The sequence below is a fragment of the Sphingomonas sp. S6 genome (genome assembly GCF_043498045.1).
Taxonomy (GTDB): Bacteria; Pseudomonadota; Alphaproteobacteria; order Sphingomonadales; family Sphingomonadaceae; genus Sphingomonas.
This window is the reverse complement of sequence record NZ_JBIEOE010000001.1, coordinates 182,685-199,084: the sequence shown is the minus strand read 5'-3', so window position 1 is coordinate 199,084 and position 16,400 is coordinate 182,685. Positions and strand designations below refer to the sequence as shown.

The 16,400-nt window shown below is 67.3% G+C and carries 11 protein-coding genes; 10 read left to right on the top strand and 1 reads right to left on the bottom strand.

What is annotated here, in order from left to right:
• Window positions 1-85: 85 nt before the first annotated feature.
• On the bottom strand, window positions 86-1,735 hold the full coding sequence (locus ACGVWT_RS00965) for an APC family permease (protein WP_315462167.1): 1,650 nt from the start codon (window positions 1,733-1,735) through the stop codon (window positions 86-88).
• Window positions 1,736-2,849: 1,114 nt separating this feature from the next.
• Here ACGVWT_RS00965 and ACGVWT_RS00960 point away from each other — a divergent pair.
• The 10 genes from ACGVWT_RS00960 (at window position 2,850) to ACGVWT_RS00915 (ending at window position 16,400) form a co-directional block, all read left to right on the top strand.
• The gene (locus ACGVWT_RS00960; protein ID WP_394425100.1) at window positions 2,850-5,174 is read left to right on the top strand and encodes a TonB-dependent receptor; all 2,325 of its coding nucleotides are present in this window, start codon (window positions 2,850-2,852) and stop codon (window positions 5,172-5,174) included.
• Between the two features lie 561 nt (window positions 5,175-5,735).
• Window positions 5,736-5,870, top strand: a complete 135-nt coding sequence (locus tag ACGVWT_RS00955; protein ID WP_315462170.1) for a hypothetical protein — start codon at window positions 5,736-5,738, stop codon at window positions 5,868-5,870.
• Window positions 5,867-7,948, top strand: a complete 2,082-nt coding sequence (locus ACGVWT_RS00950) for a TonB-dependent receptor (RefSeq protein ID WP_315462171.1) — start codon at window positions 5,867-5,869, stop codon at window positions 7,946-7,948. Before ACGVWT_RS00955 ends, ACGVWT_RS00950 begins: the two co-directional genes overlap by 4 nt.
• Before the next feature lie 216 nt (window positions 7,949-8,164).
• Window positions 8,165-9,154: an alpha/beta hydrolase gene (locus ACGVWT_RS00945; protein ID WP_315462172.1), complete on the top strand. Its 990-nt coding sequence runs from the start codon at window positions 8,165-8,167 to the stop codon at window positions 9,152-9,154.
• Window positions 9,155-9,430: 276 nt separating this feature from the next.
• A complete protein-coding gene (locus ACGVWT_RS00940; RefSeq protein WP_315462173.1) occupies window positions 9,431-11,449 on the top strand; it encodes an HAD family hydrolase in 2,019 nt (672 codons plus the stop codon).
• A complete protein-coding gene (locus ACGVWT_RS00935) occupies window positions 11,446-12,588 on the top strand; it encodes a glycosyltransferase (RefSeq protein ID WP_315471924.1) in 1,143 nt (380 codons plus the stop codon). The genes ACGVWT_RS00940 and ACGVWT_RS00935 overlap by 4 nt, the downstream gene beginning before the upstream one ends.
• On the top strand, window positions 12,585-13,511 hold the full coding sequence (locus ACGVWT_RS00930; RefSeq protein WP_315462175.1) for a galactosyltransferase-related protein: 927 nt from the start codon (window positions 12,585-12,587) through the stop codon (window positions 13,509-13,511). Before ACGVWT_RS00935 ends, ACGVWT_RS00930 begins: the two co-directional genes overlap by 4 nt.
• Window positions 13,508-14,581, top strand: a complete 1,074-nt coding sequence (locus ACGVWT_RS00925) for a glycosyltransferase (protein ID WP_315462176.1) — start codon at window positions 13,508-13,510, stop codon at window positions 14,579-14,581. Before ACGVWT_RS00930 ends, ACGVWT_RS00925 begins: the two co-directional genes overlap by 4 nt.
• The gene (locus ACGVWT_RS00920; protein ID WP_315462177.1) at window positions 14,578-15,468 is read left to right on the top strand and encodes a polysaccharide pyruvyl transferase family protein; all 891 of its coding nucleotides are present in this window, start codon (window positions 14,578-14,580) and stop codon (window positions 15,466-15,468) included. Before ACGVWT_RS00925 ends, ACGVWT_RS00920 begins: the two co-directional genes overlap by 4 nt.
• A complete protein-coding gene (locus ACGVWT_RS00915; protein ID WP_315462178.1) occupies window positions 15,465-16,400 on the top strand; it encodes a glycosyltransferase family 2 protein in 936 nt (311 codons plus the stop codon). The genes ACGVWT_RS00920 and ACGVWT_RS00915 overlap by 4 nt, the downstream gene beginning before the upstream one ends.

Below are 16,400 nucleotides of genomic sequence, written 5' to 3'. Positions count from 1 at the left end.
CTGCATTGGCGTTGAACGCCCAGTCAATATGGGACTTGACCCATGGCAAATGGCAGCCTGACCTTCAAAGGACGGATGGCGCGTTTCACCGCGGCAACACGGAAAAATGATGCGACACCGCGATCACTACCGCCGCCAGCGCCAGCGCGGCGAAGGGCAGGATTCCAGCGCGCGGCCGATCGTCCATCCGCGCGTGATCGGGTTGGGATGGCGTCGGAAAGCGGCCGCCGTCCTGAATATAGTGTCGGAACACGAACACCGGCAGGATCAGCGCAGCGGCGAGCAGACCGTTGCGCAAGGTGCCGGGGCCCCACACCTCCGCCCCCGCGCCGAGCAGCACCAGATTGAAGAAGCCCAAGGCGGCCCCCACGCCCAACAGCCAGGTCGGCGCGCGGAACGGACGCGGCCAGTGCGGCCGGTCGATGCGATGGATCCAGCCCGCCTGCAGGTTCAGGAAGATGAAGATCATGTAGCAGACGTTAGAGAGCATCAGGACCATGAAATAGTCCGACATCATCAGCAGGATCAGGTTGAAGGCCAGATCGGTCCACATCGCCGCGGTGGGCGCGCCATGACGGTTCACGCGCGAAAGATATCGCGGCAGCCAGCCATCGACCGACGCCTGATACAATGTGCGCGACGATCCCATCATCGACGACATGACGATCAGCAACAGCGCCAGAATGAAGATCACGATGAACAGGTTGGTGACGATCACCCCGCCCTTGACGATGCTCGCCAGCGCGAGCGCCACGCCCGTTCCGTCGTAGATTGCGGGGTTCGTCATGCCGCTGAGCCCCAGCGATGCCTGAAACGCGAGTGGGACGAGCGTGAAGATCGCCAGACACAGCACCCCCGCCGAGATGATCGCCTTGTAGGTGTCGCGGGCGGGATCCTTGAACTCGCGGACATAGCAAACAGCGCCCTCGAACCCGTAGGTCGACCAGCCGGCACCGAAAAGGCCCGCCGCCAGCACCGTCAATCCGGCGGCATTCCAGCTGCCGAAGCCGACATGGCCCGCCGCATCGCGCACGATCGGGAGCAGCGGGAACAGATGGTCGGATGGCAGATCGCCCGTGACGATCGGCACCAGCCCGACCAGCACGAGCGGACACAGGCAGACGAGCGCCAGCACCTTTTGCGTGCCGGCGGCGCGGGCGGCACCCTGATGCTGCAGCAGGAAGGTCATGAGCAAAAACGCAGCGGCGATGATCGCGACCGTGTTGATGCGCAATGTCAGTCCGGGCTTGATGCTGCTCAGATCGAGCAGCGTCAGGTGCCACGTATTGATCGCCGCATCCGCCGGGAACAGGCTGGTGACGACGTAGCCGGCGGCCAGCCCCGTGCCCAGCGCGAGCACCGGCGACCACGCCAGCCAGTTGCACCAGACGGACACCGGCGCGACGAATTTGCTGTATTTGATCCAGGCCGCCGCACCATAGACCGACGCGCCGCCGGACTTGTCGGGATACAGCCCCGCGATCTCTGCATAGACGAAGCATTGCAGGAAGCCGATCAGGACCGAGACGATCCAGACCGCCCAGGATGCCTGGCCGACCACGGTGGAGACCCCGCCCATCGTCAGCAACACCCCGGCCGGAACGCCGCTGATCGCCCAGAATGCCCCCCGCCAGTCTAGCGTGCGAAGCAGCGTGGAAGATGGTGGCGTGCGTACGGGGCGCTGGGGAGCGGCACTACCGTCGCACGGCTTTGCGATCATCACCTCGTCCGCCATTCCGCCGCCCCCTCAATTCTGTACGGACGGGATGCGTGCGATCGGCGCGTCACGCGCCGACGGCACCCCTCCATCACCCGACCAACATCACCCGTCACCGCCTCCGCTTGCGACATTGCCCGCCCATGGCCGCACGCGAGGGCACCGGCGGGCCGAGCCGACATGGCTCCGCCGTCCGACCGCCCTCGATGTCGCGGGGTCCGGCGCGGTGCCGGCTGTGGACTGATGACTATTCCGCCTGACTCGCCGCAGACGGTACGCAACGGCATTTCGCATTCCGCACCTGCTCCCAAAAAGGTTCAGTACGGCCGGATTCGGCATTCAAATCTTCGCCGGTGACGAAATTATTGCAAGGCAGCTTGTCGCGTTGAACGAGTGATCAGCAGCTTACATGGGTAGCATTAGAGGGCGTGATACCTCCTTCAACGGTAGCCACGTACGTTGGATGTGGATGACGCCTCGCCGGCTGTTCAACCCGCAAATCAATTGATTGGTTATTCAACAACTAAGCTGATGGCGGGGTGTAGACGAGGATCACCCTTTAAAGTGGGTTCGCTGAGTGTGGGCGATCCGCCCCACGGGTGCTACCTTTCGAACACCGCAAGACCCTGACGGAAAGCGCTTTTATCGACGCGAGAGACAGTGGCACGGAGGTATGCCGCCCTTGGAAGCGACACCGCGATGGCGGAAAAACCCTGGGCCTCGATACGCCGCTCCGTCCCGATAAATAGAGTTGGGTTGCGATTGCTCGGCAGCAGGAGATCAACGGCTTTTTCTGATCCTTTTCAATAGCAAGAGGCCTCTAAACTCTTTGCCCCGCAATGACGTCATGCCATCTCCGAACGGATGTCACGAGAGTAAATTTGCCTGCTGCTCGGCCACCTCGTAAGATGGTCTGCACGATATCAGCCCGCCCCGCGATCCTCCGCTGATAAGCCCAGCTTATGTGTCGCATCTGTACGGCAATGCTGTCGATTCCATTCAAGCCGTTCCGCCGCATCGTCGCAGGATAGTCGTCCATAAGGATCGGGGAGAGGCGAAGTATCGACGTGCCGGTGTCACGGTTGACCTTTCCCCAATCGTGATGCCCGCCACAACAAAAGGGGGTCATTCCATGTATCGCGAACACCGTTCGGGCGATCTTCGCCGTCTGCTGCTCTCTACGGTTACAACATGCGCTATCCTGGCATGGTCCCCGGTCGCTGCCGCGCAGGACAAGGAAAACTCCAAGGACTCCGACGACATCGTCGTGACGGCCCAACGTCGTGAACAGAAATTGCAGGATGTTGGTATCGCCGTATCGGTGATGACCGCGGATTCGCTGCGCGACATGAACGTGCAGACCGCGACGGATCTGACGCGGGCGGTCCCCGAACTCAAGATGAACGCCTATTCCAGTTCGCAGGTGGTGTTCAATATTCGTGGCGTGTCGCAGAACGACTATGGCGACCAGCAGGAACCGCCCGTCGCCGTCTATCAGGACGACAGCTATTCCAGCTCGATCAACCTCGCCAGCTTCCCCACCTTCGACCTTGCGCGGGTCGAGGTGCTGCGTGGGCCGCAGGGGACGCTGTTCGGCCGCAACGCGACCGGCGGCGCGGTGCAATTCATCTCGAACCAGCCGACCCGCCAGCTGGACGGCTACGGCTCCGTCACGGTCGGAAGCTATGGGCAGATCATCACCGAAGGCGCCGTGTCGGGTCCTCTAACCGACAATCTGCAGGTCCGTGTCGCGGGCACTCGCAACCGGGACCAGGGCTACATCCGCAACATCAACCCGGGCCAGCCCGCGCGGGGGGCCAACAATCACTGGGCCCTGCGCGGCATTGTGGCGTGGCAGCCAACCGCGGATATCGAATCGACGCTGACGCTCCGCTATATGCGCGCCGACAAGGAGCGGCAGGCCGGCCTGTATTCGCTGGTGGCCAGCTGTCCCAATGCCCGACTGCAAGGCGAAGTGCTGGCCCCCGATCGCAGTTGTGCCTATTGGGGGACCGGCCCGGGCGAAACGGGCGCCGGCTATCGCAACGACGCGATCAATCCCGAGCGCGGCGGCGATCCGTACAGCACCGCGGCGACCGATCCCAGCTATGTCGACCGCAAGGTCTTCGGCGCGGACCTGAAGATCCAGGCACGCGTGTCCGACGCGGTGACGCTGGTGTCGATTACCGATTACCAGCACGGCAACAAATTCTATACGGAAGACGGCGACTCATCACCCGCCAGCGGCGTCTATTTCACGCAAGGGTCACGGATCGACCAATGGTCGCAGGAAGTCCGCCTTCAGGCGGATCTTGGCGCCAACCAGTTGACGGCCGGTGCCTTCGCCATGTCGATCGACGGCAATTATACCGGCAAATACGCCTCGCTCTTCTACGGCTACGATCCCACGGTCGCCTTTTCACAGAACACGCGGTCGTTCGCCTTCTTCGTGCAGGACGAATGGAAGGTTGCCGACCGCGTGACGCTGGTCGGCGGCCTGCGCTATTGGAACGATCGCAAGACCGGCCGCTATTTCGGGTCGGAGCCCAGCACGGGCGTGTCGATCATCTTCAACCCGCGCCAGGTCGCTTATGGCTCGTTCGGCGTGATCCAGCCGCGGACCGGCATTATCGCGACGCCGGCCGATGCGACCCCCGTGTTCGACGGGGTCACCGCGCGTGCGCTGATCAACTACAAGCCCACCGATCACGTGTTGCTGTATGCGAGCTATAACCGCGGATCGAAGAGCGGCGGCTTCACCTTCTCGACCGGCACGCCCTTCCCCGGATCGGAAGCGGCTACGCTGAACGGCATCAACTATCGACCCGAAACGCTCAACGCCTGGGAAGTCGGTGCCAAGACGCGGCTTGCGCCGGGCACGACGCTGAACCTGTCCGCCTTCTATTACGATTATCAGAACTACCAGGCCTTCGCGCAGTATTCGACGGTACAGACGGTCGTGAACCTTCCAGCAAAATCGGCGGGCCTGGAGGTTGAATTCGCGACGCGCCCGATCCGTGGCCTGACGCTGCAAGCCAATGCGTCGTTCCTCGACACGAAGGTCCGCAACGTCGAACTGCCCGATCTGGTCACCGTGGAAGATCATCGCCTGCCGCAGGCGCCGAGCTTTTCCGGCAATCTGCTGGCCCGCTACGAATTCGCGGTCGCGGGCGGCACCGCCTCGCTTCAGGCGGATGCGCAGCATTCGAGCAGCTTCTGCTTCACGGTGCTGTGCGCGCCGGTCGAGCGCGAGCGCGCCTACACGGTGGCCAATGCGCGCATCGGCTTTGCCGGCCCGGCGAACCGCTGGGAAATCGCTGTGTTCGTCAACAACCTGTTTTCCGAGCGCTACCGCGTCTACGGATATGACAACACGCTGTTCGACGGGACGGTTGCCGGCGTCTACGCCAAACCCCGCGTGTGGGGGCTGACCGGGATCGTGCATTTCGGCACCTGACGCCATCGGCGCCGCGCGTGACGCGATTTGATCGCATCCGCGCGGCGTTGTGCCTTGCAAATCCAGCCTCATCCCAAGTGCGTCCACGCGGCATTGGCCACGGCACGAGCGCGGGGAAGTCTCTCCCCCGAACGATAACGCCGTCGGGCGGGTGCGAGCCGTCTTCGTTCCCGCGTGCGATCACACCCGCACTGGCGACGACGTCCCCGGCACACCTCATTAGAGGCCGTTCCTGACCTTTGGCAGCGACAGGCGAGACGCCAGCGCCTGCTCGAGCACCATGGCCGATTGTAACTGAGATGTTCCGCCCCCCCTTCCTGAGTCGCGCGCATCTATGCCGCCGCGTTCGCCGCACTGGTCGATGCCCGCCGAGGGCGCGATACTTACGGCGGACGGTCGCTGGTAACTCACCCGCGACCAGCGCGGCATCGCGGGTGCCGCCTGGTTTCCTGAAGCGGGGCGTGGGGCGATTGATGCCGCCATCGAACGCTGGTTCCTGCGCTGCGGCGCCCGCCGGCGCCACGCAGCTCGGCGACCGTCTTCTGTCTCGCGGATTGCTGGATGAGCTGGAATGCGGCGTGGCGTTTGCGCCGGGCGGGCTATAGGCGGATGCGCTGGTTCGCCGAAGGTGTCGATGGCTGGCGCGACCCGGGCCGCCCGCTGGTGCCGATCACCCCCTATCCGGAGCCGTTATGACCGTTCGAGCCATCGCCCTGTTGCTGTGCGGCGTCTCTGCCCTTCCCGCGGCGGCGCAGGAGCGTCCCGCCGCGGACGTCTCTCCCGCGCCGGACATCGTCGTGATCGGCCGCGGCCTGCCCGCCAGACCGGGAGATCGCACCGCAGACGTCGTCGCGATCGACGCGGCGCGCATCCGCGAGAGCGCCAGCGGCCGACTGGAAACGGTGCTTGCCGACGTCGCGGGGCTCCAGCAGTTCCGACGCTCCGATTCGCGTTCGGCCAATCCGACCAGCCAGGGTCTGTCGCTGCGTGGCATCGGCGGTAACGCGTCCAGCCGCGCGCTGTTGGTCCTGGATGGGGTGCCGCAGGCGGACCCGTTCGGCGGCTGGGTGCCCTTCCCCGCCTACGCCACCGATCGCATTGGCCTGATCCGCGTCACGCGCGGCGGCGGCAGCGGCTATTTCGGACCCGGCGCGCTCGCCGGCACGATCGAAATCGCCAGCGCCGATCCCGCCGACCAGCCCGCGCTTGCCGCAGACGTCGCGTACGGCAGCCGCCGGTCGCTGTCCGCTGCCGCATCGGGACTGCTGCGGCGTGACGGCGGCTTCGCCACTGTGTCGGCGGCCTATGATCGTGGCGACGGCTTCGTGCCCACCGTCGCCGAAAGCCGCGGCTCCGCTGATCGTGCTGCACCGTTCGAGCAGTTTTCTGCCGCGGCGCGCGCGGTGGTCGCGCTTGGCGGACAGACCGAATTGCAGACCAACCTGTCGGGCTTCACCGATACGCGCGAACGCGGCACGGCCTTCACCCGCAACCGTAGCCAGGGCGCCGACGCCAGCGTCCGCCTGATCGGGCGCGGCGACTGGGGCTGGTCCGCGCTCGCCTATCTCCAGACCCGCGCCTTCGCGTCGCAATTCGCCAGCGTCGATGCCACCCGGACGACTGCGACCCAGACGCTGGACCAATATAACACGCCCGCTACCGGCACCGGCGGCCGGATCGAATTGAAGCCCTCGGTCGGCGAGGGCCGCGATCTGCGCCTCGGCGCCGACGTGCGACGCGTCTCCGGGCAGACGCAAGAGCTGTACACCTATGCCAACGCCCTCCCCACGCGGCGGCGCGTAGCGGGCGGCACCGCGCTGACCTATGGCCTGTTTACCGACGCGAGCCTGACCGCCGGCCCTGCGACGCTGACACTCGGCGGGCGGGTGGATCGCTGGCGACTGACGGACGGCGCCCTGCGCGAGGCGGTGATCGTTACTGGGGTGCCGCTGACCAACGCCATCTTCCCGGAGCGGCGGGGGACGGAATGGACCGGGCGGGCCGGTATTGCCGTCACGCCGGTCGCGCCGGTGACGCTGCGCGCCTCAGCCTATCGCGGTTGGCGCCTGCCGACGCTCAACGAGCTGTACCGGCCGTTCCGTGTCGGCGCCGATGCGGTCGCCGCCGATGCCGCGCTGGAGCCCGAGCGGTTGAGCGGGATCGACGGCGGTGTCACGCTGGCGCCCGGCGCTGGCGTCTCGTTCACCGCGACCTTGTTCTGGAACCGGCTGGACGGGGCGATCGCCAACGTCACCGCGGGACGCGGGCCCGGCACCTTCCCCGGCGTCGGCTTCGTCGCCGCGAACGGCATCTACCGCGTCCGCCGCAATCTGGATGCGATCCGCTCGACCGGGTTGGAGCTCGACGCCCGCTGGCAGAGCGGGCCCGTGTTCGCCCAGGCATCCTGGTCACATGTCGATCCCCGCGTCGTCGCCAGCGGTGCCGCGGCCGCACTCGACGGACTGCGGCCGGCGCAGACGCCGCGCGACCTGACGTCCGCCACGCTCGGCTGGCGCAAGGGCGGCGCGGCGGTCTCGACGACGCTGCGGCATGCCGCCCGCCAGTTCGAGGACGACCAGAACAGCCGCTCGCTCGCGCCGGCGACGACGCTGGACGGCTATGCCGCCTTGCCGCTGACCCGCACGCTTGGGGTGGAGCTGCGGGCGGAGAACGTCTTCGATGCGCGGGTCGAAACGGGGATCAGCGGCAACGCGATCGTCGAGCGCGCCACGCCGCGGACCGTTTGGGTGGGGCTGACGCTGCGGACCGGGTGATGTCCGGCCCGCCCGACGTCGGGTGCCCCTCATCGGCATCGGAGCAGGTCGCCCATCCACCGGCGACCGATAGCTCGATGCGAGACCGGCAGGGCTGAGCCGAGATTAAGCGGCTTCCGATCCCAGCCCTCGACACGGGCCGGAAGGACGTTCAGACGCCCCTATACCCGCCCGTGGCCGGACCGACCGGTGGGGCCGAAACCGCTGGACCGCCCCATGACAACACACCCACGTTCGATCCGGCTGACGCCGCGAGACATTCCCTCGCCCAGCTCGATTAGCGGCGAGGCGCGGGCGGCGCTGGAGCGACTGATCGACACCGAAGGCGTGCCGATCAACGCGCGATTCACCATGCCTGACCATGACGACGAGGCGGGGTGGCAGGCGGTCAAGGCGTCGGTCGATGCCCAATATGCGCGCATGCTGGCCGCGGCCTCGGAGGCGCCCACCGCCACTGTCGAGACGATCCGGTGCGACGGTGCGCTCGTCCATGTTGCCACCCCCGCTACGCCGATCGCAGAGGATGCCCTGTATATCGACCTGCACGGCGGCGCGCTGGTGTTCGGCGGTGGCGAGGCCTGCCGGCATGGCGCGCGGACGCTGGCCGATCAACTGGGCTTGCGCATCTGGAGCATCGACTATCGCCTGCCGCCCGAACACCCCTTTCCGGCGGGCCTCGACGATGGCTTGGCAGCCTATCGCGCTGCGCTTCGACTGTACCCGGCGGAACGGATCGTTGTCGGCGGCCGCTCTGCGGGTGGCAATCTCGCCGCCGCGATGCTGTTGCGCGCAAAGGCAGAGGGCCTGCCGTTGCCGGCCGGATTGGTGTTGCTGTCGCCGCAGGTGGATCTGACGGAAAGCGGCGACAGCTTCGCGACCAACGCCGGGCTGGACGCAATGCTGCCGACGTCGCTGATGTCCAGCAATCGACTGTATGCGGGCGGCGCCGATCTGAGCGATTCCCTCCTGTCGCCGTTGTTCGGTGACGTGGCGAACTTCCCCCCGACGTTTCTTCTGACGGGCACCCGCGATCTGTTCCTGTCCAACACCGTGCGCATGCACCGCCGGCTCTTGTCGGCGGGGGTCCCTGCGGACCTCCACGTGTTCGAAGCCATGCCCCATGGCGGCTTCGGCGGATCGCCCGAGGACAGGGAGGCTGCGCGCGACATGACGCGGTTCGTCCATGACCGCCTGTCGAGACGGTGACGCAAGAACGCCAAGCTCGGGCCATTTCTGTGCGACTTTTGTTAACCAACCCGTTTGTCGAGCCGGAAGCCCGGCAATAAGACAATAATGGATCAATATTTGGCGGATGCAATAATACGCCAAAAGCCCCGAATCGTATTGATGCAGATTTATATGAAATGTTGATCGCCGACGGAACGAAATTTTGGTTCCGATAACTACCTATCTTCCTGATTTGCGTTGGATACAAATCGATCAAACTGTCGTTGAGCCCCGATAAAGCGAAAAGGGGCGCTCGTGATCATCGTACATTTGGCGCTCGGCGGTTGTCTGAAGGCGCCGCCCGTCAATTTCGGCGTGACGGCAGATACGGGCGGCCATATCGCCTATGTGCTCGATGCGGCATGCCATCAGGCAGTGCGGTCCGACGTCGAGGCGGTCACGATCGTCACACGCCTCTTTACCGATGAACGGCTCGATCCGATCCACGCACAGGTCGAAGAAACCGTCTCGCAGAAAGTGACGATCCGCCGGATCGCGACCGCGGACCATCGCTATCTGGAAAAGGAGGCGCTCGGCGCCGACCTCGCCGCCTTCACCGAGGCGTTCTGCGCGATGCTGGAGCGGGAAGAGCGGCGCCCGGATGTCATCCATGCGCATTTTGCAGACGCCGCCGCCGTCGCGATGGCGGCACAGCGCCGGTTCGGTATCCCCTTCGTGTACACGCCGCATGCGCTCGGCATCGACAAGCGGATGCAGCGCCTGGAGTGCCCCGGCCTCGACGCCCGTATTGCCGCCGAACGCGCCGCGATCGAAGGTGCCTCTGCGATCGTGGTCTCGACCGAGGAAGAGGCGGCGCGTCAGGTCGGCGGGTATGGCGTCGCGCTCGGCGACCGGGTGACGGTCGTCGCCCCGGGCGTACCACGCCGCGACTGCGTGCCCGGGCCCCATACGCTCGCCGACCGGCTGGACGATTGGTTCGAGACGCCGGACCTGCCGATCATCCTCGCCATCGCGCGGCCCGTCGCGAAGAAGAACCTGGCCGCGCTCGCGCGTGCCTATGCCGACGATCCCGCGCTACAAGCGCAGGCGAACCTCGTCATTTTGGCCGGGCAGCATGCCTATGCCTCGGCCGACGAGCGGGCATCGCTCGCCGAATTGCAGGCGATCGCTGATCGGCCGGGCATGCGCGGCCGCATTGCCTTGCCGCCACAGCACGACGCCGATGACGTCGCGGCGCTGTACGCGCGAGCCGCGCGCGGCGGCGTGTTCGTCAATCCCGCGCTGCACGAGCCCTTCGGCCTGACGCTGGTCGAGGCGGCGGCGGCGGGCGTGCCGGTGGTCGCGACGCGCAACGGCGGTCCGGCCGATATCGTCGCAACGATCGGCCATGGCCTATTGATCGATCCGGAGGATACGGCCGCGATCGGTGCGGCGATCCGGGCAATCGTCGGCGATCCTGCCCGCCATCACGCCTTCGCCACCGCAGCCCGCGCTCATGCCGATCTGTATTGCTGGCATCGTTATGCGGCCGCGACCCGCGCGCTATACAGCGAGCTGGCATCGCCCCGCCTGCTCGCCTGCGACATCGACAATACGCTGACCGGCTGCGTCGAGGGTGCGCGTGCCTTCGCGGCGTGGCGGGCCGCGAGCCCCTTACCCTTCATCATTGCAACCGGCCGCGGCTTCGATGCGGCGCGGATGATCCTGAAGCGCTGGCGCCTGCCGCAGCCCGATGCGTTCATCGTCGATGTCGGTACCCGGTTGATGCTGCCCGACGGAACCGGCGGCTGGCGCGCCTGTGCCGACTATGCGCGCACGCTGGACGCGGAATGGGATCGCGACGCCGTATCCGCGACGCTCGCGCCGCTGGGCGTGACGGCGCAACCGGCCGCAACGGCAGGGCCGCACAAGATCAGTTTCTACGGCGATGCTGCCGACGCCGGCCGCATCCGCGCGGCACTGTCGGCCGCGGGGCTGGCGGCACGCGTCATCTTCTCGCATGGCCGCCTGATCGACGTGCTCGCGCCCACCGGCGGCAAGGCGCAGGCGATCGCCGCCTATGCCGCCCGGCGCGGACTGACGCTCGCGGACTGCATCGCGGCGGGGGACAGCGGCAACGACGCCGACATGTTGGCCGCCTGCGGTCATGCGATCGTCGTCGGCAATGCGGGGTGCGAGTTGGACCATCTGTCGCCACGCCCGGGCCTGCTGCGCGTGCGGCGCCATCATGCGGGCGGCGTGCTGGAAGGGTTGGCGACATTGGGTCTGGCAGATGCATGTCCGGCCGACCTGCCCGTATCGGTGGCGGCATGATGCGCCCCTTCGGCTATTTCGTGCATCATCAGGGCCGCGGCCATGCCGAACGCTGCGCCGCGATCGCGAACGCGCTGCCACCGACGCGACCGATGACGATCTTCTGCGCGCGCGACGACATCTTTGCCGCGCTGCCCCCGCAGGTCGATATCGTCCGCCTGCCCTCGCTGTTCGAAGCCACGGGAGACGAGGCGACGACGATGGACTGGGTGCCGACGCCGCAGACGTTGCACTGCGCGCCGCTCGGCTGGCCCGGCATCCGCCGTGCGATGGCGGTGCTGGCGGGGTGGTTCGATGCCGCCGATCCGGCGTTGATGATCTGCGACGTCTCGGCAGAGATTGCGCAGCTGTCGCGCATCTGTTCGGTGCCGCACGTCAAGGTCCTGCAACATGGCGACCGCGGCGATGCGGGCCACCGCGCCGCCTATGACGGAGCGGCGGGCTTGCTCGCGCCCTTCCACGCCGATCTTGCGCAGCCGGACTGGGACGCGTCGTTGCGCGCGCGGACCTGTTTCGCCGGCGGGCTCGGCGTCGACGTGCGCGTGCCCGAGCGCGAGGTCGCACGGCAGCGGATCGGCATCGGCGCGGACGAGGAGATGATCCTCGTCCTGTCAGGCGGCGGTGGCGATGGTTTCGCACAGGCGCCGATCGGCGTCGGCGCGCGCGCGCGTCCCGCCGCGCGCTGGATCACGATCGGCAAGGTCCAGCGCGACTGGCATGCGACCGAGCCCGCTAACGTCGAACATCGCGGCTGGGTGGACGATGCCGCCGACCATATCGCCGCGGCGGACCTCGTCATCGCATCGACCGGCAACACCACCTGCCAGCAGATCCTCGCCTCGGGCCGGCCATGGCTGGCCGTGCCCGAATGGCGCTATTTCGACGAACAGCATCGCAAGGCCGACGCACTCGCGGCGGCCGGCGTCGCGACCATCCGGCCGCATCTGCCCTCGTCGGCGCATGGCTGGACGGCGGCACTGGCCGACACGCTGCGCGACCACCGCCCCGACCGCCAGCGCGCGATGATCGACGACACGCCCGCCGACCGCGCCGCCCTCTGGCTCGAAGCGCTCGCCGACCGGTTGTGGACGCCGCTCATTGCCACCCCTTCCCTCTCCCTGGAGCCCCGCACCCTATGACCTCCGTCTCCGTCGTGACCCTGGCGAAGGGCCGCCCCGATCACCTCGTCAACGTCGTGCGCGGTCTATCGCAGCAGACGATGCGCCCGGCCGAGCTGATCGTCGCGGTGATGCAGGACACGCTCTACGATCTGCCCGACGCACCCCTCCCCATCCGGCAGATCCGGATCGATGCCGATGCGCTGCCGCTGGCGATGGCACGCAACGTCGCGGCGGGCGCGGCGCAGGGCGAGGTGCTCGTCTTCCTCGACATGGATTGTATCCCGACGCCGGAGCTGGTTGCCGATTATGCCGGCTTCGCCGCCACGTTCGACGGCCTGCTGATGGGCGAGGTGATGTATCTGCCCGGCGGCGCAACCGCGGGCGACTGGTCCTATCCCGGCTTCGCCGCGGTCGCCGAACGGCACTCGGACCGCCGCGGACCGCCGGCGGAGGGGCTGGAGGTCTGTGCCGACTATCGCTGCTTCTGGTCGCTCAACTTCGCGATGCGCCGGGAGACCTTCCTGCGCGTCGGCGGCTTCGACGAACGCTATGTCGGCTATGGCGGCGAGGATACCGATTTCGGCAAGACGCTAGATCAGGCGAACGTTAAGATCGCCTGGATCAAGGGCGGGCTCGCCTATCACCAATATCACCCGCACCACATGCCGCCGGTCCACCATATCGACAGCGTCGTCCGTAACGCGCAGCTGTTCGAGGCGAAGTGGGGCTATCGAACGATGGGCCACTGGCTGCACGCATTCCGCCTGATGGGGCTGATCGACGACACGCCCGGCCGGCCGATCCGCATCCTGCGCGAAGCCCATGACGGCGACCGCGCGCTGACCGGCCAGCAGAGCCACCAGCCCTATGCCAATACCGCACGCGTGCTGCGCGAACTGGAGGCCGCCGCCGCCCGCGCGCCGGAGGCGGTCGCCGCGTGAGGATCGCCATCCTCGCGCATGTCCGCCAGCGTATCGCACAGCCGTTCGCGGGCGGCATGGAGGCGCATTGCTGGCACCTCGCCGCCGGGCTGCAAAGCCGCGGGCATGACGTCGTCCTGTTTGCCTCGGGCGACAGCGATCCGCGCTTTGCGATCGATCCCGTACTGGCCGAACATTACGAGCGCACCTTCCCCTGGGCAGAGCATCGCGGCTCGGCACCGCTGATCGCGCACCTCGACGCGGGCTACGCCGCGGCGTGCGACCGGATCGCGGCGGGCGGGTTCGATGTCGTCCACAACAATAGCCTGCACCGCTTTCCACTCGAACACCGGCGGACCGAGGCGGTGCCGACGGTCACATCGCTGCACGTGCCGCCCTATGACGCGCTGCACTGGTTCGTGCAGCAAAGCCCATCGCCGCGCCATCACCTGACCGTCACCTCGGCGCGGCAGCGTGAGGCCTGGTGGCCGAATGGCGCACCGGCGAAGGTATCGGTGCTGCACAACGGCATCGACATCGATCGCTGGCCGTATCGCCCGCAGGGCAATGGCGAGGCAGTGTGGTGCGGGCGCATCACGCCCAACAAGGGACCGCATCTTGCCGCGCAGGCCGCACGGGCCGCCGGGATCCGCCTGACGCTGTTCGGCGGGATCGAGGATCCCGATTATTATGCCGCAGAGGTCGCCCCGCTGCTCGGCGACGAAGTCGTCTATGCCGGGCATCGCAACGCCGAGGAACTGGCGGTAGAACTCGGCCGCGCATCGCTGTTCGTCTTCACCCCCTGTTGGGACGAGCCGTTCGGACTGGTGGCGGCAGAGGCGATGGCGTGCGGCCTGCCGGTCGCCGCATTCGACATGGGCGCGGCACGCGAGGTCGTCGGCGAAGCGGGGCGGTTCGCGGCCCCGGGCGATGTCGCCACGCTGGCCACGGCGATGCGCGAGGCCATGACGATCCCGCCCAACGTGCCGCGTGAGCGCGTGCAGCGGCTGTTCACGCACGATCGCTGGCTCGACCGGTGCGAGACGCTCTACCGTACGGTGATCGCCGGCGACGTCAGGCTGGCGGCATGAGCGACGTCGTACCGGCGCAGCGGACCGCGCTCGACACCCTGTATCGCCGGCACCTGACGCTGGGCAGCCGCTATGCGCTGCTCGACTTTCCCGATCACGCCAATGTCGGCGACAGCGCGATCTGGCTGGGCGAATTGGTGATGCTGCGCGGCATCACCGGACGCGATCCGGACTATGTCTGCACGTGGCACGATTTCGACGAACAGGCGCTGCGCACGGCCTGCCCGGACGGCATCGTCTTCCTGCACGGTGGCGGTAATCTGGGCGACATCTGGCCGCATCACCAGCAGATGCGCGAAACCGTGCTCGAGCGGTTGCGCGACCGGACCGTGGTGCAGCTGCCGCAGTCGATCCACTTCCGCGACGCGTCGGCAGCGGCGCGGTTTGCGGGCATCGCAGCACGGCATCCGCAGCTGACGCTCTATGCGCGCGACACCGCCAGCCTCGCCATCGCACAACAAATGGTCGGGACAGTCGCGGCGCTCGCCCCTGACTCCGCTTTCGCGCTCGGGGGGCAGGCGCGCCGGGAGCCGGACGTGCCGGTGCTGGCGCTGATGCGCACGGACAAGGAGCGCGTCGATAGCACCCCGGCGCTGCCAGCGGGCACATTCGTCTGCGACTGGCTTGAGGACGACGACGGCCTGTCCGGCGACCACGCGGCCCTCGCCACGGCGCGTGTCGCGCGCGGCCTGCGCCTGCTGTCGCGGGGGCAGACGATCGCCACCGATCGCCTCCACGGACATATCCTCGCGCTGCTGCTGGATATCCCCCACATCGTCTTCGACAATGATTACGGCAAGATCGGCCGCTACGTCGCGACATGGACCCGCGACAGCCCGCGCCTGCTCCGCGCGCTGCCATCGCCGCCGCGATCCGTCGCGGCATGACCGCCATCCCGGCGATCAGCCTGCTCGTCTGCACGCGCAACCGCGCCGATGCGCTGCCTCGCCTGCTCGCCTCGATCACCCACGCCGCCGCGCAGGAGGGCGCGCCTGCGATCGAAGTGGTCATCGTCGACAACGGCTCGACCGATGCCACGGCCGATCGGCTGGCAGCATGGCAGGTGCAACAGTCCTTTCCCGTCCGCCTGCTCCACAGCGATCGGCCCGGCCTGGCGCGCGCGCGAAACGCCGGCCTCGCCGCCGTGCGGGGCGCGATCATCGCGATGACCGACGACGACTGCCGTCTCCACGCCGACTATTTCATCGCGCTCGCCCGCTGTTTCGCGGCGCTGGAGGGATCGGCGATCGTCGGCGGGCGCATCCTGCCCGGCGATCCCGAGGACCTGCCGATTACGATCAAGCTGGAAGACCATCCGATGGTCGCGACGCCCGATCGGTTTCCGGGCGGGTTCGTGATGGGCGCCAATCTGGCGATGACGCGCGATGTGCTGCACCGGGTCGGCGCCTTCGACGAGCGGTTCGGGGCGGGCGCGCCGTTTCGCGCGGCGGAGGATACCGACTATTTGCTGCGCGCGCAGGCGGCGGGGATTGCGCTGCGCTACGAGCCTCATTTCGTCGTCGACCATCACCACGGACGCCGGCTCGCCGCCGAGGAACGCGCCCTGCTCGCCGGGTATAGCGTCGGGGACGGCGCGCTCTACGCCAAATTCCTGTTCAAAGACCGGCGGGTGCTGCGCTACCTCTTGCAGGACGTCGGGTCGCTTCGTCTCGACCTGCTACGCCCCGTCCGTGCGCATAAGAGCATTCGGGCATTCTATATGTTCTGCCTGCGCCATAAGCTGATCGGCATGGCCGCTTTCCTGACGGCGAACGCCAGGAGCGGCCGGCGGACTATCGATCACTACGGCCGGGCATAA